This is a genomic window from Polaribacter sp. SA4-10, from assembly GCF_002163835.1.
GTDB lineage: Bacteria > Bacteroidota > Bacteroidia > Flavobacteriales > Flavobacteriaceae > Polaribacter.
Genome location: NZ_CP019331.1, coordinates 1,424,423 through 1,449,088, shown reverse-complemented (window position 1 = coordinate 1,449,088; position 24,666 = coordinate 1,424,423). Strand labels below are relative to the sequence as shown.

The following is a 24,666-nucleotide window of genomic DNA, read 5'->3' as shown; positions in this document are numbered from 1 at the left end:
TAGATATTTGCGTAACTAATAATAGAATCACAATATGAAGAAATTAGGATTATGTTTAATTATTTGTGCCTTATTTGTGTTTAAAACACAAGCGCAAGAAAATGCAATTACTACTGCAGCACCATTTTTATTAATTGTGCCAGATGCAAGAGCGGGTGGAATGGGAGACATGGGAGTTGCAACATCTGCAGATGCTTTTTCTCTTTTTCATAACCCAGCAAAAATGACGTTTAGTAATAGACAAATAAAAACAGGAATCACCTATTCTCCTTGGTTACGTAATTTAACAGATGATATTTTTGTAGGAAGTGCCTCCTATTTGAATAGATTTAGTGAAAATGCAGCTTGGGGAGCAGAATTTAAATACTTTTCTTTAGGTCAGATAGACTTAACAGATAGTAATGGAAATGCAAATGGTTCTATAAACCCTAATGAACTTGTGTTTACGGGGTCTTACGCATTAAAATTAAGTGAAACTTTTTCTATGGGTGTTTCTTTAAAATACATACGTTCTAATTTAGCATTTAATGGTACAGCAGGTAATTCTTTACAGCCAATTAATTCATTTGCAGTAGATGTTTCTGGTTATTATCAGTCTTTAGAAGAAAACTATGGTAATTTTAATGGACGTTATAGGATAGGATTTAATTTCACCAATATTGGTCCTAAAGTTTCTTACACACCAGGTGAAGAAGATTTTATTCCTTCAAATTTAAAATTAGGGGGAGGATTTGATTTTATTTTAGATGATTATAATATTATTTCTACCAATGTAGAATTTACAAAGTTATTAGTTCCAACGCCACAAGAAGATGGTTCTGATCAAGATAAAGGTTGGGTAGAAGGAATTTTTAGTTCTTTTGGAGATGCCCCAGGAGGTTTTAGCGAAGAAATAAAAGAATTTACATATGCATTTGGTGCAGAGTATTTATACAATAATGCTTTTGCTTTAAGAACAGGTTATTTTCATGAAAGCCAAGACAAAGGAAATAGACAATACTTTACGTTAGGTGGTGGTTTTAAAACCAATGCATTAAATATAGACTTATCCTATTTAATTAATTCATCAGATGTAAATAATCCATTAGAAAATTCATTACGTTTTTCTTTATCATTTGATTTAGGGGAAGTTTTTGACGATTATTAAAAGTCATTAATTTTTAGTAAGTTTATCATACTATTTAAAGCAGTCAAATAGGCTGCTTTTTTTTTGACTAAAATAGTTTTTATGAGAAAAATTGAAGTAACAACATCAGTAACAATTTTTAATAATATTTCAGAATTATCTGTAGATGATAAGTTGTTGATGGATAAAGCCATTGAAGCAAGAAAAAAAGCATACGCGCCATACTCTAAGTTTAGTGTAGGAGCTGCTTTGTTGTTAGAAAATGATAAAATTATATTAGGAAATAACCAAGAAAGTGCAGCATATCCTTCTGGTATGTGTGCAGAAAGAGTTGCTATTTGGAAAGCGGGTTCCGATTTTCCGGGAGTAAAAATTAAAAAATTAGCAATTTCTGCAAGTTCATCTATTTCTAAGGTTGATAAACCTATTGGTCCTTGTGGAGCCTGTAGACAAACATTGTCTGAATATGAAATTAATCAAAAAGAACCAATGGAAGTGTTTTTTATGGGAGAAGTTGGAGAAGTTGTAAAAACTAATTCGCTACTTTCTTTACTGCCTTTTTCTTTTGATAGTTCTTATTTGTAAAAATGAAACCAGATATTTCTTCTCGTAAAGACATCAAGCTTATCATTACAAAATTTTATGCTCAATTATTAATTGATGAAAAAATGCTTCCTTTTTTCGAGGATATTGTTGTAAGTAATACTTTAGAACACCATTTAGATGTCATTTCAGATTTTTGGAATGACATTCTTTTTGACACAAATACCTATTCTAATAATGTGATGAAAAAACATGTGGATAAAAATGTTTTTGTAGCATTTAAAAAAGAACATTTTACCATTTGGACATCGTATTTTTTTCATACAATTGATACTTATTTTGATGGAGTCTTAGCTCAAAACATGAAGAATAGAGCAACCTCAATAGCCACTGTTATGCAGCTTAAGATGGAGTTGTACTAAAAAATAGATTCTTAATACCTCTTTTTTTTTGTTTTCTTATTGTTGTTGAATTTCGTTTTATTATCAAATTCGTAGAACTATAAATTATTATTTATTGTAAATTTAAAAACGATTAGTAAACGGATGTTTTTTTAAAATTTACAAATGATGATTTCTTCTAAGATCACAGGCACAGGGGCTTTTATTCCATCAATAAAAAAAGAAAATAAAGATTTTTTAAATGAAAAGTTTTTAAATGAAGATGGAACTGATTTTTCATCAGAAAATGATGTTATTATTCAAAAGTTTAAAGCAATTACAGGGATTGAAGAAAGACGGTATGCAAAACCAGCATATACCTCTTCTGATTTGGCCTATTTTGCAGCTCAAAAAGCAATTGAAGATGCAAATGTAAATCCAGAAGAATTGAGTTATATCATTTTAGCTCATAATTTTGGAGACGTAAAAGAAGGGAAAATTCAAAGTGATCTTTTACCTAGTTTAGCAACAAGAGTTAAACATAAGTTAGGTATTAAAAACCCTAATTGTGTTGCTTATGACCTTCTTTTTGGCTGTCCAGGTTGGATTGAAGGCGTTATACAGGCACAAGCATTTATAAAAGCAGGAATTGCAGCAAAATGTTTAGTAATTGGTGCAGAAACACTCTCTAGAGTTGTAGATAAGTATGATAGAGATGCTATGATTTTTAGTGATGGTGCAGGAGCTTGTATTATTGAAGCGACAGAAGATGATTCTTCAAAAATTTTGGGCCATGCAACCCAAACTTTTGCAAATGAGGAAGCTTATTATTTATATTACGGAAAATCGTTTAACTCAGAAGCAGACAAAGATACGCGTTATATAAAAATGCTAGGTAGAAAAATCTACGAGTTTGCTTTAACTGCTGTTCCTTCAGGTATGAAAACGGCTTTAGATAAAAGTGGCGTAGAAATAGAGGATGTTAAGAAAATATTTCTCCATCAAGCAAATGAAAAAATGGATGAAGCGATTATAAAACGTTTCTATAGATTGTATAAAAAACCAGTGCCAGAAGGGGTTATGCCTATGAGTATTCATAAATTAGGAAATAGCTCTGTTGCAACAGTACCTACATTATTAGACCTCGTTTTAAAAGGAAAGATAGAAAATCAACAACTTAATAAAGGCGATGTAATTATTCTTGCCTCTGTAGGAGCAGGAATGAATGTGAATGCGGTTGTTTATAAGTACTAAATCTTCAATATTTTAGGGTTAATTATTAACGAATATTAATTCGTGATAAAAAATATGATTTTCAGTATTAAAACTTAATCTGAAATAGTATTTTTGCGCATGCAACAACACAACGTACTTATTTTAGATTTCGGATCGCAATACACACAACTAATCGCGAGAAGAGTAAGAGAGTTAAACATTTACTGTGAAATTCACCCTTATAACCATCCACCAAAAAATCAAGCAGAATTTAAAGCGGTTATCTTATCAGGTAGTCCAAACTCTGTAAGAGGAGAAAATGTTTTACATCCAAATTTATTAGAAATCAGAGGTAAAAAACCTGTTTTAGCGGTTTGTTATGGCGCTCAATATTTAGCACATTTTTCTGGCGGGCAAGTAGCACCTTCTGATACAAGAGAATATGGTAGAGCAAATTTATCATTTGTAAAAAGTGATGAAACATTCTTTGAAAATATTTCTGAAGGAAGTCAAGTTTGGATGAGTCATTCAGATACTATTAAAGAATTACCAACCAATGGAAAATTATTAGCCAGCACAACAGATGTTAAAAATGCTGCTTATAAAATTGAAGGTGAAGAAACCTATGCAATTCAATTTCATCCAGAAGTATATCACACAAAAGATGGAAAACAATTATTAGAAAACTTTTTAGTTAAAATTGCAGGAGTAGCACAAACTTGGACTCCAGATTCTTTTGTAGAAAGTACAGTAGCAGCAATTAGAGAAAAAGTGGGTAAAGATAAAGTTGTTTTAGGTCTTTCTGGAGGTGTAGATTCTTCAGTAGCAGCAGTTTTATTAAATAAAGCAATTGGTGAAAATCTATATTGTATTTTTGTTAATAATGGGCTTTTACGTAAAAATGAGTTCGAAACTGTATTGGCAAGATACGAAGGCATGGGATTAAACGTTAAAGGTGTAGATGCATCGGCACGTTTTTTGAATGCCTTAGAGGGATTAACAGATCCTGAGAAGAAAAGAAAAGCAATTGGGAACTCTTTTATTGAAGTTTTTGATGATGAAGCACATAAAATAACAGATGTAACTTGGTTAGCACAAGGAACAATTTATCCTGATGTAATTGAGTCTGTTTCTGTAAATGGAGGTCCATCGGCAACTATTAAAAGTCATCATAATGTGGGGGGGTTACCAGATTTTATGAAGTTAAAAATTGTTGAACCTTTAAAAATGATTTTTAAAGATGAAGTAAGAAGAGTAGGAGCTTCTATGGGAATTGATCCTGAGTTATTAGGGCGTCATCCTTTCCCTGGTCCAGGTTTAGGAATACGTATTTTAGGAGATATTACAGCAGAGAAAGTGCGCGTTTTACAAGAAGTAGATGCGATCTTTATAAACGGTTTAAAAGAAGATGGCTTGTATGATAAAGTTTGGCAAGCAGGTGCAATGTTACTTCCAGTAAATTCTGTTGGAGTAATGGGAGATGAAAGAACATATGAAAAAGTGGTAGCTTTAAGGGCTGTAGAGAGTACAGATGGAATGACTGCAGATTGGGTAAATTTACCTTATGAATTTTTGCAGAAAATATCTAATAAAATTATAAATCAAGTAAAAGGTGTAAATAGAGTTGTTTATGATATTAGCTCTAAACCACCTGCAACAATAGAATGGGAGTAGAACATATGAAGCATTTAAAATTTTTTGTTTTTCTGTGTATTTTAACGTTTACCGTTTCTTGTGGTCAACAAAAAAAATACGTTGAGTATAAAGTAAAGGAAGGGGAATCTATGCGTACAATAGCCAATAATTTGGATATGAAAACTAGAGATTTATTACGTTTAAATCCTGATATAACAAGAAAACCAGATGCAAATACTGTGATTATCATTCCTTATAAAAAGAGGGTAAATGTAAAAGAAAAGGTTGGAGAAACTATTGCTGATGAGGTTGTAAATGTTACAAATGAAGATGAGATAAAAAATGCAGCTTTAGAAGAACTAAAAAAGAATTTTGTTGTCTATGAGGTTAAAAAAGGAGATGCTTTTTATAGTCTAACCCGTTTTTACAATGTTACTCAAGAAGAACTAATTTATTTAAATCCAGAATTATTTGAAGGGTTAAAAGTTGGTCAAATCATAAAAATAAAACCAATTGTAGAAGGGAAGGAGTCAGAAAATCATATTTATGAAGATGTTATAGAAAGTGATGTTTCTTTAAAAGTTGCATTATTATTGCCTTTTAAAACAAATGAAAACGATACAATTTCTTCTAAAGATATTTTTATTAAAAGCAAATTAGCAAATATTGTAACAGATTTTTATCTAGGTTCAGAAATTGCTATAGACTCATTAAGACATCAAGGAATAAATATTGAGTTAAATGTTTTTGATACACAGAAGAATGGCTCAGAAATTAGAACTATTTTATCTGAGAATGATTTAAATGAGAATGATGTTATTATAGGTCCTTTATATTCTGAAGAGGCAGAAATAGTTGCGAATGAAGTGAATATTCCAGTTGTTTTTCCTGTACATTCTAAAAATCAATCTAAATTTTCATCGTCGAAATTAATTAAAACATCACCAGAGAAGAAAGTATTTAGAGAAGAATTAGTAACGTATATAAAAGATAACTTTAATAGTGGAAATCTAATCGTAGTTGGAGATGGAGAAACAAGCTCTAATAGAATAAGTACTCTTGTTAAAAACTCCTTAGAAATACATGATTCAATTTCTGAAGTACATGTTTTAAAACCTAAAGATGGATATATTGCAAAAGAGCTTTTTTTAGATATCTTAAAACCAAATATGAAAAACTGGGTTGTTATGACAACTAACGATAATGTTATTGTTGCAGATGCTATTAATAGTTTAATAAGCTTGCCAGATTCTACAAGTGTTAAGGTGCTTGCTTTTGATAAAGGGAAAGTTTTTGATAAAATAGATAACTTAAAACTAGCTAAAATTGGTTTTACATATGTAAGTGATGAGTATGTTGATGAAGCATCCTTTTCAACAAAGTTATTTAACAAGCAATATTATGCTAAAAACAACGCGTTGCCTTCTTTTTATGCGACTAAAGGTTTTGATATTACGTATGATATTTTAATGCGTTTAGCTTCAGGTAAAGATTTAAAAGCTACTTTTAAAGATGGAGCTTCTTTTAGAGTTGAAAGTAAGTTTGATTATAATAACAAACTTTTTAAAACAACAGAGAATAAGGGTTTATTCATTCTACAATACAATGATGATTTAAGCCTTTCTAGATTAAAATAAGGTTGTTAACTCTTATAAAAAAAGAATTTCAATTAGTAAGCTACTTAAGTAAGCAGATATAAAACTAAAAAATCCGCTAGAAAGCGGATTTTTTTATATTGAATACTACATGAATTAGATCTTTTTCATTTGATCTTTCATCATCTTTATTTGCTCTTTTAACATGCCTTGTTTGTCTAATTTCTTAGCTTCCGCCATTAGATTAGTTGCTTCACGTTTACGTCTTTTAGTCATTGCAATTCCTGCTAATTGTAATTTAGCCATTGCTAAATCATGATTCATAGACAAACCTAATTTTACAGCTTTTCTTAAGAATTTTTCCGCTTGTGTTATGTTTGTTTGACTTAACATAATACCTTGTAAATAATTATAATAACCTTGTTGTTTTGTAATTAAAGCAGTTTCAGGATTCTTTATATAATCTAACCATTTCTTTGTTCCTTCAAAATTTTGCTTACGTAATTGTAAAAAAGCTAATAAGATAAATTCATTTTTAAAATAGAGTAAAACAAAAATTCCAGCTAATAATAAGATAGAAATTCCGTTCATAATATTTACTTGACTAAATTGATAAATAGCCCAAACGGTGATTAAACCTGCTAAAATTAATTTTATATTTTTATGAAACATATTGTTTATTCGTTATTTTTAATTTTAATGAGATGCAAAAATACATTTTCTTGTGAAACTAATCCGTTTACTTTTTATAATATTTTCTATATTTTAACCAAGCTAAAGTTCCCAGAATAGTAACAAACCCTAGTGAATAGAACACAGCAGTTGGTGTAATTACTCTATCTCCACTTGCGTAAGAATGCAAGCCAGATAAGTAGAAATTAACTCCAAAATAGGTCATCATTATAGAGAAATAGGCAATAATAGACCACAAATTAAATGTAAATCGACCACGTAAACCTGGTATTAAACGCATGTGTAAAACAAAGGCGTAAATCATAATAGAAATTAATGCCCAAGTTTCTTTTGGATCCCAACCCCAATAACGACCCCAACTTTCATTTGCCCACATTCCGCCAAGAAAATTACCAATTGTTAGCATAATTAAACCAACAGTAACTGCCATTTCGTTTATAACGGTAATTTCTTTAATGTTTAATTCAATTTTTTCTTTATTCTTTTCATTCGTAAAAATCATTAGGAATAAAGCGAAAATTCCAAGAATCATTGCCAATGAAAAAGGTCCGTAACTTGCAACAATAATAGAAACGTGTACTAATAGCCACCAAGAATTTAAAACAGGTTGTAAGTTTGCAATCTCTGGGTCTAACCAATTTTGGTGTGCAAATGCTAAAATAATTGCAGTTAAAAAAGTAGTTGCGGTTATTGTTAATGAAGATTTTCTTCCAAAGAATAAACCAAATAACATTGTTGCCCAAGCAACATAAATGATAGATTCATAAGCGTTGCTCCAAGGTGCATTACCACTAATAAACCAACGAGAACCTAATCCCATTGTATGAAAAATGAATAAGACAATTACAAAAGCAATTAATCCTTTTACAACTAAATTTATCCATTTTTTATTGTTAAAAATTTGAACGATTACAAATACAATTAACAGCAAACTTGCAAAACCATAATATTTAGAAAGTTTAACAAAAGGTTGAATTTTATTATAAGAAATCTCTAAATCAATTTTCTTTTCTGAAGGATGAACTGAAGCGCCGTATTTTTTCTGAAACTTTTTAATTCCGTTTAAAATCTGATTTGCTTTTGTGTAATCTTTTGTTTTTTTTGCTTCTTGTAAAAGCTGAATATAAACAGGCATAGATTGGCGTACAAAAACTGAATCTGTTGCTTTAAAACCAGCGGTAGAGGTTTCTGGTTGTGAAACCCATTTATTGTTTTCATCATTAGGAATTGGGTAAATTCTTAAAATACCACCACCAATTGCACTATATAATAAACCTACACGTCTGTCAATTTTAATTAAGTCTTTTTCAAATTTATTTTGAACATTTTTCTTTTGTGCTTCTGCAACGAGCTCTTTTATTCTATAAACACCCATTGGTGTTATAAAATCTGATAATCTTGCATATTTTGCAACTGCTGGTAAACTTAAAATTTCACGAATTTTAGTATTTCCTCTTTCTAAATAAATAACAGGAACTTCAAACCATAATCTTGGGTTTTCTATAATAGATAATAAAACCTGACTAGGTTGCATACCATTAAATGTTTCTGTCTTACTTACTTTTCTAACCAATTCAGAAGCAAAAGTATGTGCTGGTTTCATTCTACCTCCAGCATCTTGAATTACCAATTTGTTAAAGCTTTCTGCATGAGAAACAGCGACTAAATTTGCCTGTAAAATAGAATCTATCTGATTGTTTGTTATTCTGTTAGGTTCATGATTTGTTTCATGTTGAGAGAAACTGAAACTAGATAAAAAGATAGTTGCAACGATAGACATTGTAATTTTCTTTTTTCTAATCTTTTTTAACGAATTTTTTAAATAATCAAAGCGGGTGTTTTTTGCAAATAAAATGCAAATTAAACCGGTGTAAAGAAGTGAGTATCCTAAGTAGGTAATAAAAGTACCCCAAAAATCATGATTTACAGATAAGTGAGTCTCTTCTCTTTCTCCTGATAAATCATAACTAGATTGAAAGAATTTATATCCTTTATGATCTAAAATGTGATTCATGAAAATTCTAAAATCAAATTTTTCTTCGCCATCAATTACAGTTACTTCACTCGCATAAGAAGCAGCACTTTCAGAACCAGGATATTTTTCTAATTGAAAATCATTTAATTTTATACTAAATGGACTTTCAAGAACTTTTGCTCCATACCACATTCTAAAGTTTAAATCACCAATGCTAATTTCTTTTGCATTATCACTATTGCTATATTTTCCACCTGTAAGTTCTACACGTTTCGTTTCGTTGTTAGCTGTAATATCCAAAAATATTACATCAAGTTTTTTATCATCTTTTGGTCCGCTAATGGTTTTCATAATTCCTTTTTCAGCAGGTCTAGGAATAACAAATTGCAAACCAGCAATTGTATGAAGGGTTAAGTATTGAAAATTCTGAGCAGAATCTTTTGCTACTTTTCCTCTTTTTTGATCTGCCATTCTAAACCAATCTCCATCAGCCTTAGAAATCATTTTTAAATTTCCATTTTCATTTTTAAAGTTGATAGAAGCAGTATTGTCTTCAGTATCAAAACCAACTAAAATTCCATGTATATTTTGTAAAGTTCCTTTTTTAATCCAATGCTCATGACGCGATCCTTCTGAAGATTCAACAAAAAATAAATGTTCAACACCATTTTCATCTTCAACTAATTTTTTTTCAGCCCAAGGAACATAATCAACAAGATTCGCACTATAATTTGTGCCTCTAAAATCATCAGAAAAAGACCAAGAATTTTTTCCCCAAGCAGATAAAAGTATTTTATTATGAGTTGTTTTTTGTTCTTTATTGTTGTCTACAATAAGATTTACATACGTAGTTTCTGATAAAAAGGTATTGGTAGTTTCTCCTTCTTCTATCAACATAATTCCTTCGTAACCAATATAACGGGTAACTCCTGCACCAATAAGGATCAATAAAAATGCTGCATGAAACATAAAAACAGGCCACTTTTCTTTTTTGTATAAACGATATCTAAATATGTTTCCAAAAAAATTAATGACGAAGAAAATCATAATTCCTTCAAACCACCAAGAGTTATAGACTAACGCTTTAGAGGTTTGTGTTCCAAAGTCATTTTCAATAAAAGTAGCAACTCCCATTGCTGTAGCAAATAAAATAAATAAAAATGCAGTTAAACGAGTAGAATAGAGGATATTAAGAATATTTTTCATCCGAATTTGGTTCTTTTTAAAGTCTTGCAAAAATACGGATAAAACCAATAAAAACGATAGTAAGTGAGTTCTTTTTATTATATAAAAATGTTAAAAATAATAAAGATTATAATTTCACCTATCTATTTTCTATCCAAAAAATCTTGAAAAGCATTTTGTGTGATGGCTTTGCCTAAAGAATCTAATTTTGTAGCATTTTTACCTATTTTTAAAATAGGTTTGTTATTTATGTAATCAAAAACAAAAAGACTGTTTTCTGTAAGTGTACCAAACCCTTTATTAAAAATATAATGTGCGTATTGATTTTTAGATGTGTTAAAAATGTTTTTACTAAAAATAAACTCCTTATTATCTCCTTTTAGTAAATCTAACAAAGTGTAAGAGAAATCTACTTGGCTAGCAATAGTATTAATTTTAATTCCTTTTTTATGTAAAGCACCACCTAACCATAACATTGGTATTTTAAATTTTTTTGGAGAGTTAAAGGCTCCTTCATGTTTTGGAGACCTGTGTCCGTGATCTGAAAGAATAACAATTAAAGTATTTTTATACCAAGGTTGTTTTTTTGCGTTTTCTATAAAATTGCCAATCGTTTTATCTGTATATGCATGAGCACTTCTAAATTTATTTATCTCAGAATCTTTACCAAATTTATATTCTTTTGGAAACTCAAAAGGTTCATGACTTGAAAGTGTTAATGCAATTTTAAAGAAAGGCTCTTTTTGCTTTTCTGATAAATCTTTGGTAAAACGTTCCATGAAAACGTGGTCATGCGCTCCCCATTTAGAATTCCAATCTTTTTCTTCAAATTCACTTCCGTCTATAATATCTGTAATTCCAGCATTTCTTAAATAGGTATTCATATTACCAAAATTTAAATCACCACCATAATAAAAAGAAGTTTTGTAGCCTAAATCAATCATTTTTTTAGGTAACATTGGTAAACTTCTGGTTTTGTTAGGCATTTTCATAACGCTTGTATTTGGCTGTGGATAATAGCCACTTAAAATAGCAGGAATTCCTTTATCTGTTCTATCTCCGTTTGCATAAAAATTGGTAAACAGAATTCCTTCTTTAGAAAGTCTATTTAAATTTTCTGTTACATTAGGTTCTCCACCCAAAGCGCCAACAACTTTAGCTGTTAAACTTTCCCATATGATTAAAATTACATTTGGTTTATCAGTATTTAAAATAGGATCTGTTGATGAAATTAAAAGTTCACTTCTAGTTTTGTTTATAATTTTTTTAGCAACTTTTGTCTCAAAATTTTTATAAGGATTTTTACCATCTCTTCTGTGAGTTAAAGCATTAGAAAAGTTCCATATAAAATTGATCGAAGCATGATTTGCAAACATTTTATCAGAAAAATAAACATTACTCTGGTTTACAGGAATGGTCTGAAAACCACCTCGAACAGGAATAATTAAAGTAGCCGCAATTACTAAAAATAAAGGTGCTTGTAACCAACTCCCTATTGTTACTTTTTCTATTTTCTTGTTAATGGTGCTGTTAAACAATTTAATAAAAATAGAAGAACTTATCAATAAAAAAATACCACCAGAAATCATTTGAAAAGTAGTGGTAGAAGCTACCATAATTTCAGGAGTATTAAGATAAGTAAGTAAGGTTGCATCTAAACGAATTCCCCAAGATTGATATAAGCCAGCGTCAATAATTAATAATATATTAATAAATATAATAATTAGAAAAGTGTACCATTTTATAATTTTACCAATATTTTTTGATAAAAAAAACACAGTAAAAATCATTAATAAAAACGGAATAAAACATAAATAAGCAGCAAAAGAACTATCTAAACGGAAACCGTATAAAAAAGTTTTTAGAATAGTTGTAATGCTTAACTCTTGAGTTTTATCAAAATAAAAAAGTAAAAAAAAGAGACGCGCAAAAACAAAATAACCAATCCATAAAAGGAAATAGTTAAGATTAAATAAAAGTCGGTTTTTAAAATTTTTCATACGTTTATTCTGTAACTTTTAATCGTGCTTTTGCTGTTACAGAAATATCTGAATACTCATTATTTAGATATTTCAAATACCCCGTAATGGCAATCATAGCTGCATTGTCTGTTGTGTATTCAAATTTTGGAATATAAGTTGTCCACCCAAAATGTTTTTCTGCTAATAGTAAACGATTTCTAATTTCTGAATTTGCAGAAACTCCACCAGCAATTGCAATATGTTTTATACCCGTTTGTTTAACAGCATTTTTTAATTTATCCATTAAAATTTCTACAATTGTATATTGAATAGACGCACAAATATCGTTTAGATTTTCTTCTATAAAGTTAGGGTTTATTCTTTGTTGTTTCTGAATAAAATATAAAATTCCGGTTTTTAAACCGCTAAAACTAAAGTCTAAATCACCTACTTTTGGTTTTGTAAAAGAATATGCTTTTGGGTTTCCTAGTTTTGCGTTTTTATCAATTAAAGGACCTCCGGGATAAGGTAAGCCTAAAATTTTTGCCGACTTATCAAAAGCTTCACCAACAGCATCATCTATAGTTTCACCTAAAATTTCCATTTCAAAATGATTGGAAATTTTTACTATTTGTGTATGACCTCCACTAATTGTTAAACAAATAAAAGGAAAAGGAGGTTTTTTAGTTCCTTCTTCATCTATAAAATGTGCTAATATATGAGCTTGCATATGGTTAACATCAATCAACGGAACTTGTAAGCCTAAAGCCAACGATTTTGCAAAAGAGGTTCCTACCAATAAAGAGCCCATTAATCCTGGTCCTCTAGTAAAAGCAATTGCAGATAAATCTTCTTTTTTAATATTAGCCTGTTCTATAGCTTGTTGTACAACAGGTACAATGTTTTGTTGATGAGCTCTTGAAGCTAGTTCTGGAACGACACCTCCATATTTTGAGTGTACATCTTGGTTTGCAACCACATTACTTAATACTTTTGCATCACAAATTACAGATGCACTTGTGTCATCGCAAGAAGATTCTATCGCTAATATGTAAACTGGTTTTTCCATTAAAAAGTTCATTTAATGCAAAATTAAGTATAATTTTATCTTAGCGATACTTTTTTAGGAATAGAAATTTAATTGTTTGTTAAATTTGCACGTTCTTTGTATGAATTGGCATTATTTTTGAATAAAAATCGTAGCACATTGTACTCTCTTTAAAAATAAATTGTTATCAAAAAATCTGGAAAAAAAACACTAAAAAGTATAGGGTACATTGTGCTCTTTTTGTTGTTGATTAGTATTCTACTTTCTATACCAGCTGTACAAACTAAAATTGGTGCATTTGCAACCAATAAAATTAATGAAGATTTTGATGTTAATCTAACAATAAAAAAAATAGATTTATCATTTTTAGGAAGCGTACAATTAAAAGGTGTTGAAATTAGAGACCATCATAAGGATACTCTAATTTTCGCTAATAATCTGACTACATCGTTATTAAGTGTTAAAAAAATTCTAGATAGCAAGGTGTTACTAAAAAATATTTCTTTAGAAGGTGCTTATTTTTATATGAAAACATATAAAGGTGAAAGTCAGGATAATATGGCTATTTTTATTGATCAGTTTCAAAAACGAAAACCTAAAGACTCACTTGCAACTCCTTTTGTTTTAAGAGCTTCTAATGTATATGTTAGTGATTTAGATTTTAAATTAATTAATGTAAATAAGAAAGATTCAATATTATTTTCTGCATTACATACAGGAGGTAATTTACAAGATTTATCAATTGTTGGACCAGATTTTTCTTCAAATATTAGAGGACTATATTTTACTGATAATCATAATTTAGAAGTAACAAATTTAACTACAGATTTTACCTATTCTAAAACTGCAATGCATTTTAAGAAGACTAGGTTGCAAACAAAAAAATCAGACATCTATGCTAATATTGATTTTACGTACAAAAGAGAAGATTTAGTAGACTTTAACAACAAGGTAAATATTAAAGCCACTTTTGATAAAAGTAAAATTGCTGTTTTAGATTTAAAGAAATATTATAATGAATTAAGTGGTAATGATTTTATAAAACTTTCTGGAAATCTAAACGGAAAACTAAATAATTTCGACTTAAAAAATCTTAATTTATCATCTGGTAAAGGGATAAGAATTATTGGAAACTTATCATTTGTAAATGCTATTAATCCTGAAAAGGGTTTTGTTTTTGAAAGCGATTTAAAAAATTTAACAGCAACCTATAGAGAATTAAAAGACATACTTCCAAATGTGTTAGGGAAAACCCTTCCAGCAGAGTTTGACAAATTAGGGAAGTTTGTATTAGCGGGTAAAATAAAGGTTACTCCAAATCAAATGTTGGCAAATATAAATGTGCGATCTGAAATAGGTTCTGCAGTTTCAGATCTTCAGATAACAAATATAGATGATATTGATTTTGCTAAATATAGTGGAGAAATTGCTTTAAAAAATTTTGATGTTGGTGTGTTTTTTAACAACCCAATATTTGGTAAAACATCTTTAGATGGTAAAGTTAATGGAAGCGGCTTTAGATTAGCTAATATAAATACCTCTTTTATCGGTGCTATTTCTGAGCTTAATTTTAAAGGTTATTCTTATAAAAAGATTGTGGCAAATGGGCAGTATCAAAACAATAAATTTGATGGAGATATCGTTATTGATGATCAAAATTTTAAAATGAACTTTAATGGTTTGGCTGATTTGTCTTCAGAGGTTCATAAGTTTGATTTTAAATCTGATATTGAGTATTTAAACTTAAAAGAAACGAACCTTTTTACAAGAGATAGTATTGCTGTCTTAAAAGGGGCTATAGATTTAGATGTAGAAGGAAATACATTTGATGATATTACAGGAAAAGCAACTTTTAACAATGTTTTATATACCAACCAAAAAGAAGAATTTATTTTTAAAGAATTTAATGTATACTCTTCATTAAAAGATAGTATTAAAACAATAGAGGTTGTTTCAGAAGATATTGCAAAAGGGTATCTTACTGGTAAGTTTTCGTTTTTAGAATTGTTGCCAGTTGCGCAAAATGCACTAGGAAGCATATATGCAAACTATACACCTTATAAGGTTGAGAATAATCAATTTTTAGATTTTAATTTCACTATTTACAATCAAATTATAACGGTTTTTTTTCCTGATATTTCTATAGATGATAATACTTTAATTAAGGGGAAAATAAAATCTAATAAAAACCAACTGAAACTTACTTTTTCATCACCAAGAATAGCTATTTATGGTAATGAGATAAAAGATATTTTATTAAGAACGGATAATCAAAATCCGCTTTATAATTCACATTTAACAGCCTCAGAAGTAAATACAAAATATTATAACGTAACTAAATTGAATCTATTAAATAGGACTCAGAATGATACATTGTATTTTAAGTCAATTTTTAAAGGGGGTAAGGATAATAATGAAGACTTTAATTTAGATTTTTTCTACACATTTAATCCAGAAGGAAAATCGGTTGTTGGTTTTGAAAAATCATCATTTAAACTTAAAGAAAATATTTGGAAAATTAATCCAGAAAATTTAAATAGTGATAAAATCACATTTAATTTAAAAACAAACGATTTCAAATTTAGTCAGTTTAAATTAATTTCTGGAGAACAAGAAATAGAATTTAATGGAAGTTTAAAAGGTGAAACAGAAAAAATTTTATTGGCAGATTTCACCAAAGTTAAATTAGGTAGTTTCTTACCCAAAATAGATAGTTTAGCTTTAAAAGGAAGGCTGTCTGGAAATCTAGACTTTGTCCAAAAAGAAGGAGTTTATAGCCCTGAAGGCTTAATGGTTGTAAAAGATTTTGAAATAAATAACTTTAAACAAGGTGATTTGTTTATAAATATTAAAGGAGATAATTCTTATGAAAAATACTTAGTAGATTTATCAATTAATAATGAAAAAGTAAAAAGTATTGCAGCTACGGGGTCTTTAGATTTTTCTGCAAAAAGGCCTTTAATAGATTTAGATGTTTATTTGGAGGAGTTTGGTTTAAATGCATTTAGTCCTTTAGGTAAAGATGTTTTATCATCTATAAGAGGAACCGCTTCTGGAGATTTTACTTTACGTGGGTTTTTAAGTAACCCAGAAATGGAAGGAATCTTAAGGCTAAGAAATGCGGGTTTAAAGTTCCCTTATTTAAATGTAAATTATGATTTTGAAGGAGAATCTATTATTTTGTTACAAGAGCAATCTTTTATTTTGGAAGACTTTAAGCTCTTAGATACAAAGCATAAAACTAGCGGTAAGTTAAGTGGGAATATTTCTCATTTAAACTTTAATCAATGGTTTTTAGGTATAGAAATTGAGAGCGATAACTTGTTAGTCTTAAATACAAAAAATACTGAAGAAGCAATGTATTATGGAGCTGCTTTTATAGATGGTACAGCAAGCATATCAGGATTAACAGATCGATTAACAATAGAAATAAATGCTAAAACGCAACCAGGTACTGTTTTTGTAGTTCCTTTAAAAGATGTAGAAACTGTAGATAATTACGGTTTAATCCATTTTAAATCAAAGGAAACTCTTGTTAACAGAGCGCAAAAGGAGATTGCAATAGAAGCTTTAAAAGGGTTGTCTTTAAATATAAATTTAGATGTTACAAAAGATGCAACTGCACAAGTTGTTATAGATGAGGTTTCTGGAAGTCAGTTAAGTGGGAATGGAACAGGAAACCTTCGAATTGAAATAAATACACGAGGTAAATTTAATATGTTTGGAGATTATACTTTAGATAAAGGAGTTTATGATTTTAAATATGGAGGTATAGTTAGTAGACCATTTGTTATTCAAAAAGGAGGAGCAGTTTCTTGGAACGGAAATCCTTATGAAGCAAATTTAGATGTTACAGCAATTTATAAAACGAAAGCAAATCCCGGAGTTTTATTAGAAAATTTCAACTCAAATAGAAATATAGAAATAGATTTAGTAACAAGAATTACTGGTGGATTGTTTAGTTCTAAACAAGACTTAGATATTCAGTTACCAAATGTAGACCCCTCAATTGCAAGTGAATTGGAATTTATTTTAAATGATAATAATGTTAATGAGAAAACAACGCAATTTATATCATTATTAGCTTTTGGTAATTTTGCGAACTTAGACAAAGTAAATTTTGATGCAAATGCAACACTTACCGGAACAGCTTCAAGTGCTGTTGCATCCGCTTTTTCAAGTTTATTAAATAGTCCTGATAGTAAATTTAAATTAGGAGTAGATTATCAACAAGGTCAAAGTAATAATGACATAGATAGGTTAAATACAGATAATCAGGTAGATGTTTCTGTAAGTACACAGGTAAGTGATCGAGTAATCATTAATGGAAAAGTTGGAGTTCCTGTTGGTACAAAAACACAATCTAGTGTTGTTGGAGAAGTAAAAGTTGAGGTATTGCTAAATAAAGAAGGAAACTTTAGAGGAGTAATTTTTAATCGCCAAAATGAAATTCAATATTCAACAGAAGAAGAAGGCTATACTCAAGGAGTTGGGCTTTCTTACCAAGTTAACTTTAATACTTTATTGGGTTTATTAAAGAAAATTGGTCTTCACAAAATAGCGAGACCCACTTTTAAAAAAGATACCTTAAAAAAGGTAAAAAACGATTTAGATAATTTTGAAGGAAATTAAATAGCTTTCTTTTTTAATTAAACTATTTTTTATTACTTTCTACTTCATCGTCAAATTTAAGCTTCAAGAAAATTAACATAAAATTAATTAACTATTATATAAATTTGTTAAAAATGAGCTGTTTTTCGATTTCAAAATAATAAGAATTACTCTAAAACGATTTCGTAAGTATTTTATTTTAAACGATTTTAAAGCATTAATTTTACATCATAAATATGAAGAAAATAAAAAAAATAGCAGTTATGACTTCTGGAGGAGATGCTCCAGGAATGAATGCCGCAATTAGAGCAGTAGTTAGGTCTTGTGCCTATTATAGCTTGAGTTGTGTAGGTATATATAGGGGGTATGAAGGTCTAATTGAAGACGATCTTATAGAACTGAATGCAAGAAGTGTTCATAACATTATTAACAAAGGAGGAACCATATTAAAATCTGCTAGATCAACTGAATTTAGAACGAAAGAAGGAAGGCAAAAAGCCTATGATAACTTAGTAGAACGTGAGGTAGATGCAATGGTTGTAATTGGCGGTGATGGTTCATTTACAGGAGCAGTAATCTTCAATGAAGAATTCGGCTTTCCAGTAATTGGAATACCAGGTACTATTGATAATGATATTTTTGGTACTTCTCACACTTTAGGGTATGACACAGCGCTTAATACAGCTGTTGAAGCAATTGATAAAATTAGAGATACAGCATCTTCACACAATAGATTATTTTTTGTTGAGGTTATGGGGAGAGATGCTGGTTTTATCGCTTTAAATGCAGGTGTTGGAGCAGGAGCAGAAGAAATCTTAATTCCTGAAGAAGACTTAGGATTAGATAGAATGTTAGAGTCTTTAGAAAGAAGTAGAAGAGCAGGGAAGTCGTCAAGTATTGTTGTAGTGGCAGAAGGTGATAAATCTGGAAAAAACGTATATGAATTAGCTAAATACGTTGAAGAAAACTTGCCAGAATATGATGTAAGAGTTTCTATTCTTGGTCATATGCAAAGAGGAGGTTCCCCTTCTTGTTTCGACAGAGTTTTAGCAAGCAGATTAGGAGTAAAAGCAGTAGAGTTACTATTAGATGGGCAAACTAATTTAATGGTAGGTTTAAAAGATACTGAAATAATTAGTACAGATATAAAGGAAGCAATTTCTGGAGGACATACAATTAACTATGAGCTTTTAAGAATTTCTGATATTATAACAACTTAAAGTAATTAAATAAAAATTAGTAAGATGATTAAAATAGGAATTAATGGATTTGGTAGAATTGGAAGATTAGCTTTCAGATCTGCAGTGAATAGAAAAGACGTACAAGTAGTAGCAATTAATGATTTATTAGATGTAGATTATTTAGCGTACATGTTAAAGTACGATTCAGTTCATGGAACATTTGATGGAACTGTTGATGTAAAAGACGGTAAATTAGTTGTAAACGGAAACGAAATTAGAATTACAGCAGAAAGAAACCCCGCAGATTTAAAATGGGATGAAGTTGATGCTGAATATGTAATTGAATCTACTGGATTTTTCTTAACTGAAGAAACTGCTGGAAAACACCTAGAAGCTGGTGCTAAAAAAGTAGTATTATCTGCTCCATCTAAAGATCATACACCAATGTTTGTAATGGGTGTAAATAATACAGAATTAAAAGCTGATCAACAGATTTTCTCTAACGCATCTTGTACAACGAACTGTTTATCACCTATTGCTAAAGTATTAAATGATAACTGGGGAATCTCTGAAGGGTTAATGACAACTGTACATGCTGCAACTGCAACTCAAAAAACGGTTGATGGTCCTTCTATGAAAGATTGGAGAGGTGGACGTTCTGCTATTGGTAACGTTATTCCTTCTTCTACAGGAGCTGCTAAAGCTGTTGGAAAAGTAATTCCTGCTTTAAATGGAAAATTAACTGGTATGGCTTTTAGAATTCCTACAATGGATGTTTCTGTTGTAGATTTAACAGTCAAATTAGAAAAACCAGCTACGTATGCAGAAATTTGTGCTGCTATGAAAGCTGCTTCAGAAAGTGGACCTATGAAAGGTGTTTTAGGATATACTGAAGATATGGTAGTTTCTCAAGATTTTGTTGGAGATACTCGTACTTCTATCTTTGATGCTAATGCAGGTATTGCTTTAAATGATAACTTTGTAAAAGTTGTTTCTTGGTATGATAACGAAATGGGTTATTCAACTAAAATTGTTGATTTAATTGAATACGCTGCTTCTTTATAATATAAAGAATTTAGATATAAAAAACCCTGCTAGTTTTAAAACTAACAGGGTTTTTACTTTTTATTAAATACTATTTTGTTTATTAATAATTACCTAGTATTTAACTGCTATTGCACTAATTTCAACATTTACAAACTTAGGTAAGTTAGCTACCTCAACTGTTTCTCTAGCAGGCGCAGTTTCTTCATTAAAATAAGTTCCATAAACTGCATTTATTTCAGTAAAGTTATTCATGTCTGATATAAATATTGATGTTTTAATGACGTTTTCAAAAGTCATCTCTGCTGCAGCTAAAACTTCTTTTAAATTCTCCATTACTTGTTTCGTTTCTTCTTTGATCGAATCTAAAACCAACTCTCCAGTTGTTGGGTTTATAGCAATTTGGCCAGAAGTATATAGCGTATTCCCACTTAATACAGCTTGATTATAAGGCCCTATTGGAGCAGGTGCTTTACTTGTTGTTATTATTTTTTTCATGTTTTTATAAGTTTCAAAGTTGAAAATTTTTCATTTTTGCTAACTGCTAACTGCTAACTGCTAACTGCTAATTTAAAACAATCTATCTGCAGGTTTGTTTTTGTCCCATTTTAAATCACTTAAAACAGAAGATTTTACACCAATAAAAAAGGTGTAGGAAGAGTTTGTTCCAAAAGGAACCCAGTTAAAGTTAAATTGCCAACTATCTAAGTCTCTTGTAAAATTAAACCTAGAAAAGGTAAATGCGCCATCTTTAATATCATAACCAGAAGAATAACCCATTTTCCATTTTGGAGATAATTCTACATTACCACTAAACATAAGACTATGTATACCAATTTCACCACCATCAACTCCATTATTTCTATAATTAGTAGAATAGGCTAAGTTTACAGACCAAGGTATTTTAGCATTATATAATTCTTCTTTTTTATCTTTATTATCCTTACTAGAATTAACATTGTTTCTTCCTCCAGATCTATCTGTAGGATTTATATCTGCGCCAATTACATCAACATTATTTTGCGCCCCATTTCCGTTCTTGTTTTTTTCTTTGTCTTTATCTTCACCAAAATCAGTACTAGAAATAGAATAATTTGCCGTTAAACTAGCATTTGTTAACCTTAAAACATTAGGGTTAAATTTATTAATTCTAGATCCACTTTCATTTACTTGATAAGGGTCAAAAGAACCACTTAAATTAACTGCTAATTTATCTTTAAACAATCTTGTTCCTGTAGAAAAACTTACTGGAGACCACCTTAAACTATCAGCTGCAATATTATAAGAACTATTAAAATTTAAATTGTTTAAAATTGTTATTTTTTCCTCCTCTTCATCACTGTCAGGATCTTTAGGAGCAACCTTGGCTTCTAAAACATTGTTTAGTGAAATTCCTATAGAATTACTTATTCCAGAAGAAGGGGTGCCATAAATCCCTTGGTCAAAGACAGTATATTCAGCCAAGTCTAAAGGGTCTGTGCTTTGTTGTACTTCTTTAATATATTTATCTTTAAAATCGGGTCTGTAGGAATAAGAAATAGAAGGCCTAAAAGTATGTCTTATCGCTTTTAATCTTCCTTTTTTAAAATTAAAAGTACCATATATATTAGTAGACAGACTCATACCTGTATTATATTCTCTGTAACTTTTAAATCCTCTTAAAGTATCTGTAACAACAACATTGTCTGTAACATCATACTTTTTTTGAATGTAATCAAACTGCCAAGTTTCTTCATAACTAGCACTTGGTGATAACGTAAAAAACTTAAAGAGTTTAATGTTGGTATTGGTTCCTGTTCTGTGTAGCATTCCAGCTCTTGCAGTTTCAAACATTTTTTTTGTAAAAAACTCATCATCATCTGTATTAACTAAATACTGACCTTGTAATGTGTAATTAAATCCCATTTTTTGAAGGGGAGTTTTCTTAATACCACCTTTTCCTGTAAACGGATATATTCTATTCATGTTTACCGTTAAAGAAGGTAAAGTCATGGTGATTTTTTCTGTATTTGTATTTTGTTGATGAGTTGCTGTTAAACTCATATTAAAAGGTGTACCAACAAAAGTTTTACTATAATTAACAGAAGAACTTAACGTATTTGTTTGAGTCTGAGAAACATTTTGCTGATTTAAAGATTCTCTAAAAAACTTACTACTACCTAAGTTTACAGAAGCCGAAAATCTTGAGTTGGGACTGGCTTTAGAATCTTGACTATGAGACCACCTAATATTATAATTGTTAGATTTACTATAGGAATCAAAACCTCTAATTCCGCTAATGTTGTTTTCAAAATTAAAACTAACGCCACCACTAAACTTATACCTTTTATTGTATTTTGATGAGGTTCTAATACCCCAACTTCCATTGGAGTAGATATCTCCTTGTAGTGTTAAATCCAGATAATCACTAATTGCAAAATAATAACCTCCATTTTGAAAACCAATTCCTCTGCGACTACTTCCTGTATCAAAAGCAGGAATTAAAAAACCAGAAACACTAGTTTCTGTCATAGGGAAATAAGCAAAAGGTAAAAATAATGGAGTAGGAACATCTGCTAAAACTAAATTACTTACACCTACTATAATTTTTTTTCCTGGAACTAGTTTTGCCTTATCTGTAGTGATATAATAATCGGGATTATCTTTCTCAGAAGTTGTAAAACGTATTTTTCTGATAAAAATAGTAGAATCATTAACACGTTTTGTCTTTTCTCCATAGGTAAACATTTCACCTTGTTTGGTTTTTAGGCCATAAATTAAAGCACGTTTACTTTTAAAGTTATAGATCATAGAATCCTGTTCAGACTCTTCACTGCCTTGTTTAAAAATTGGTCGTTGAGTATAACCTGTACTATCTTTTATTCCTTTAGCAAAAAGTGTGTTTTTTTTATAATCAATAATTATAATTCCGGCTTTTAAATCAATATCAGTATATACAATACTGGCTTCGTTATATAGTGTAACTGTTTTTTCTTTAGCGTTTTGTATCGTGTAGTCTTTTGCTACATGCAAAATAATATCTTCTATACTTTCTTGTGGTTTAATAGAGTCTAAAGCAATTGTATCCGTTTTCTTTTTCGCCAAAGAATCCTTTTTCATCTTGAATAAAGAATCTTTTTTTTGCATAAAAACAGTGTCCTTAATACCTAAAGCTATTACTGTTTTTTTTAGAGGTTTTATATCTTGCGTAAAACCTATTTCTATAAAAAAGAAACAGAAAAATAAAAGTATGTATGATAGGTTTGTTTGCAATGCTATAAATGCTATTTTTGTATAAAAGTAAAAATATGGTTCAATATTTGAAGCACCAAATTTAAGATACCAAAATTAGTTAAATTTTATTGATGCATTTCCAACAAAACCACAAATTTAATATCAAAACAAAAAATATAGCTGTTTTTTTCTGCTTGTTCTTTTTTTTGACGAGTTCTTCTTCCTCTTTTTTTGCACAGAAAAGGTACACAGTTGTTATAGATGCAGGTCATGGAGGTAAAGACCCTGGGAATTTAGGGAATAATTATAAAGAGAAAAATATTGCATTAAAAGTAGCTTTAGCTGTTGGTAATAAATTAGCTAAGAATAAAGATGTAAAAGTTATTTATACAAGAAATAAAGATGTTTTTATAGATTTATGGAAAAGAGGAGATATTGCAAATCATGCTAAAGCAGATTTATTTGTTTCTATACATTGTGATTCTCATACAACGAGTGCTTTTGGGGCAGGAACTTTTGTTCTTGGTTTACGTGGTAATAAAAAGAACCTTGAAATCGCAAAAAGAGAAAATGCAGTAATCCTTTTAGAAGACAACTATATAGAAAGGTATAAAGGGTTTGACCCAAATTCTGCTGAGTCAGTTATAGGTTTGTCTCTTTTACAAGAAGAAAATTTAGATAAAAGTTTGGCAATTGCAAGTTTAATTCAGAATAATTTTGCTTTCAAATTAAATAGAAACAATAGAAAAGTAAAACAAGATAATTTTCAGGTTTTAAGAGAAACGATTATGCCAAGTGTTTTGGTAGAATTAGGCTTTCTAACGAATAAGAAAGAAGGAAGATTCTTGAATTCTAAAAAAGGGCAGGACCAAATGGGAAATGCTATTTCAGATGCTGTTCTAAATTATATTAGTAATTTAAAACTGAATACTGTAGATACTACTATAGAGATTGCAAATAGTATTGAATATAAAACACAAATTGCATCAGGAAAAAATAAGATTCCAACTAAACCTTATAACTTTAAAGGATTAAAAAATGTACAAAGAGTTAAAATAGGGTCTTTTTACAAGTATTATTATGGTGTAACTTCTAAATATAATACAGCAAAACAATCTTTAAAACAGGCTAAAAATAAAGGTTATAAAACAGCTTTTATGGTTGCTTTTAAAAATGGAGAAAAAATCTCTGTTCAGGAGGCTATTAAAATGCAGTAATTTTGGTGGCTTCTCCCAATAATTATTAGTAATTTTGTTGTTAA

Annotated in this window: 16 protein-coding genes; 10 read left to right on the top strand and 6 right to left on the bottom strand. The window is 29.7% G+C overall.

Annotation, left to right across the window (positions count from 1 at the left end; translation table 11 throughout):
- Window positions 1-34 precede the first annotated feature (34 nt).
- The 6 genes from porV (at window position 35) to BTO04_RS06340 (ending at window position 6,536) form a co-directional block, all read left to right on the top strand.
- Window positions 35-1,147: a type IX secretion system outer membrane channel protein PorV gene (porV, locus tag BTO04_RS06365; RefSeq protein ID WP_087563705.1), complete on the top strand. Its 1,113-nt coding sequence runs from the start codon at window positions 35-37 to the stop codon at window positions 1,145-1,147.
- A gap of 81 nt (window positions 1,148-1,228) precedes the next feature.
- On the top strand, window positions 1,229-1,711 hold the full coding sequence (gene cdd, locus BTO04_RS06360; protein ID WP_087563704.1) for a cytidine deaminase: 483 nt from the start codon (window positions 1,229-1,231) through the stop codon (window positions 1,709-1,711).
- 2 nt (window positions 1,712-1,713) lie between these two features.
- Entirely contained in the window at window positions 1,714-2,091 is a 378-nt protein-coding gene (locus BTO04_RS06355; protein ID WP_087563703.1) for a group III truncated hemoglobin, read from the top strand.
- 147 nt (window positions 2,092-2,238) lie between these two features.
- Window positions 2,239-3,303, top strand: a complete 1,065-nt coding sequence (locus tag BTO04_RS06350; RefSeq protein WP_087563702.1) for a 3-oxoacyl-ACP synthase III family protein — start codon at window positions 2,239-2,241, stop codon at window positions 3,301-3,303.
- Between the two features lie 99 nt (window positions 3,304-3,402).
- Complete coding sequence (gene guaA, locus BTO04_RS06345) at window positions 3,403-4,938, top strand: glutamine-hydrolyzing GMP synthase (RefSeq protein ID WP_087563701.1); 1,536 nt, start codon at window positions 3,403-3,405, stop codon at window positions 4,936-4,938.
- Window positions 4,939-4,943: 5 nt separating this feature from the next.
- Window positions 4,944-6,536, top strand: a complete 1,593-nt coding sequence (locus BTO04_RS06340) for a LysM peptidoglycan-binding domain-containing protein (protein WP_232455964.1) — start codon at window positions 4,944-4,946, stop codon at window positions 6,534-6,536.
- Between the two features lie 114 nt (window positions 6,537-6,650).
- Here the strand turns inward: BTO04_RS06340 and BTO04_RS06335 are convergent, their stop codons facing one another.
- The 4 genes from BTO04_RS06335 to tsaD form a co-directional block, all read right to left on the bottom strand.
- A complete protein-coding gene (locus tag BTO04_RS06335) occupies window positions 6,651-7,166 on the bottom strand; it encodes a hypothetical protein (protein WP_087563699.1) in 516 nt (171 codons plus the stop codon).
- A 67-nt stretch (window positions 7,167-7,233) separates the two neighbouring features.
- Window positions 7,234-10,368, bottom strand: a complete 3,135-nt coding sequence (ccsA, locus tag BTO04_RS06330) for a cytochrome c biogenesis protein CcsA (RefSeq protein WP_087563698.1) — start codon at window positions 10,366-10,368, stop codon at window positions 7,234-7,236.
- Window positions 10,369-10,490: 122 nt separating this feature from the next.
- Window positions 10,491-12,347 (bottom strand): LTA synthase family protein, encoded by a 1,857-nt coding sequence (locus tag BTO04_RS06325; protein ID WP_087563697.1) that lies wholly within the window; start codon window positions 12,345-12,347, stop codon window positions 10,491-10,493.
- A 4-nt stretch (window positions 12,348-12,351) separates the two neighbouring features.
- Window positions 12,352-13,377: a tRNA (adenosine(37)-N6)-threonylcarbamoyltransferase complex transferase subunit TsaD gene (tsaD, locus tag BTO04_RS06320; protein WP_087563696.1), complete on the bottom strand. Its 1,026-nt coding sequence runs from the start codon at window positions 13,375-13,377 to the stop codon at window positions 12,352-12,354.
- A 210-nt stretch (window positions 13,378-13,587) separates the two neighbouring features.
- Here tsaD and BTO04_RS06315 point away from each other — a divergent pair, with 210 nt between their 5' ends.
- The 3 genes from BTO04_RS06315 (at window position 13,588) to gap (ending at window position 20,213) form a co-directional block, all read left to right on the top strand.
- A complete protein-coding gene (locus tag BTO04_RS06315; protein ID WP_232455963.1) occupies window positions 13,588-17,988 on the top strand; it encodes a translocation/assembly module TamB in 4,401 nt (1,466 codons plus the stop codon).
- Window positions 17,989-18,203: 215 nt separating this feature from the next.
- The gene (gene pfkA, locus BTO04_RS06310; protein WP_087563694.1) at window positions 18,204-19,187 is read left to right on the top strand and encodes a 6-phosphofructokinase; all 984 of its coding nucleotides are present in this window, start codon (window positions 18,204-18,206) and stop codon (window positions 19,185-19,187) included.
- A 24-nt stretch (window positions 19,188-19,211) separates the two neighbouring features.
- Window positions 19,212-20,213: a type I glyceraldehyde-3-phosphate dehydrogenase gene (gene gap / locus BTO04_RS06305; protein WP_087563693.1), complete on the top strand. Its 1,002-nt coding sequence runs from the start codon at window positions 19,212-19,214 to the stop codon at window positions 20,211-20,213.
- 93 nt (window positions 20,214-20,306) lie between these two features.
- Here the strand turns inward: gap and BTO04_RS06300 are convergent, their stop codons facing one another.
- Together BTO04_RS06300 and BTO04_RS06295 are read right to left on the bottom strand one after the other, a co-directional pair.
- Entirely contained in the window at window positions 20,307-20,690 is a 384-nt protein-coding gene (locus tag BTO04_RS06300; protein WP_087563692.1) for a RidA family protein, read from the bottom strand.
- Window positions 20,691-20,762: 72 nt separating this feature from the next.
- Entirely contained in the window at window positions 20,763-23,318 is a 2,556-nt protein-coding gene (locus BTO04_RS06295; protein WP_087565346.1) for a putative LPS assembly protein LptD, read from the bottom strand.
- A 218-nt stretch (window positions 23,319-23,536) separates the two neighbouring features.
- On the opposite strand from BTO04_RS06295, the gene BTO04_RS06290 reads away from it, so the two are divergent.
- Window positions 23,537-24,622: an N-acetylmuramoyl-L-alanine amidase gene (locus tag BTO04_RS06290; protein WP_087563691.1), complete on the top strand. Its 1,086-nt coding sequence runs from the start codon at window positions 23,537-23,539 to the stop codon at window positions 24,620-24,622.
- Window positions 24,623-24,666 lie beyond the last annotated feature (44 nt).

What these genes read in the sequence shown, in the direction of transcription:
- porV (WP_087563705.1), top strand. Translation starts at nt 35, where the DNA reads ATGAAGAAATTAGGATTATGTTTAATTATTTGTGCCTTATTTGTGTTT.
- cdd (WP_087563704.1), top strand. Translation starts at nt 1,229, where the DNA reads ATGAGAAAAATTGAAGTAACAACATCAGTAACAATTTTTAATAATATT.
- BTO04_RS06355 (WP_087563703.1), top strand. Translation starts at nt 1,714, where the DNA reads ATGAAACCAGATATTTCTTCTCGTAAAGACATCAAGCTTATCATTACA.
- BTO04_RS06350 (WP_087563702.1), top strand. Translation starts at nt 2,239, where the DNA reads ATGATTTCTTCTAAGATCACAGGCACAGGGGCTTTTATTCCATCAATA.
- guaA (WP_087563701.1), top strand. Translation starts at nt 3,403, where the DNA reads ATGCAACAACACAACGTACTTATTTTAGATTTCGGATCGCAATACACA.
- BTO04_RS06340 (WP_232455964.1), top strand. Translation starts at nt 4,944, where the DNA reads ATGAAGCATTTAAAATTTTTTGTTTTTCTGTGTATTTTAACGTTTACC.
- BTO04_RS06335 (WP_087563699.1), bottom strand. Translation starts at nt 7,166, where the DNA reads ATGTTTCATAAAAATATAAAATTAATTTTAGCAGGTTTAATCACCGTT.
- ccsA (WP_087563698.1), bottom strand. Translation starts at nt 10,368, where the DNA reads ATGAAAAATATTCTTAATATCCTCTATTCTACTCGTTTAACTGCATTT.
- BTO04_RS06325 (WP_087563697.1), bottom strand. Translation starts at nt 12,347, where the DNA reads ATGAAAAATTTTAAAAACCGACTTTTATTTAATCTTAACTATTTCCTT.
- tsaD (WP_087563696.1), bottom strand. Translation starts at nt 13,377, where the DNA reads ATGGAAAAACCAGTTTACATATTAGCGATAGAATCTTCTTGCGATGAC.
- pfkA (WP_087563694.1), top strand. Translation starts at nt 18,204, where the DNA reads ATGAAGAAAATAAAAAAAATAGCAGTTATGACTTCTGGAGGAGATGCT.
- gap (WP_087563693.1), top strand. Translation starts at nt 19,212, where the DNA reads ATGATTAAAATAGGAATTAATGGATTTGGTAGAATTGGAAGATTAGCT.
- BTO04_RS06300 (WP_087563692.1), bottom strand. Translation starts at nt 20,690, where the DNA reads ATGAAAAAAATAATAACAACAAGTAAAGCACCTGCTCCAATAGGGCCT.
- BTO04_RS06295 (WP_087565346.1), bottom strand. Translation starts at nt 23,318, where the DNA reads ATGCAAAAAAAAGATTCTTTATTCAAGATGAAAAAGGATTCTTTGGCG.
- BTO04_RS06290 (WP_087563691.1), top strand. Translation starts at nt 23,537, where the DNA reads ATGCATTTCCAACAAAACCACAAATTTAATATCAAAACAAAAAATATA.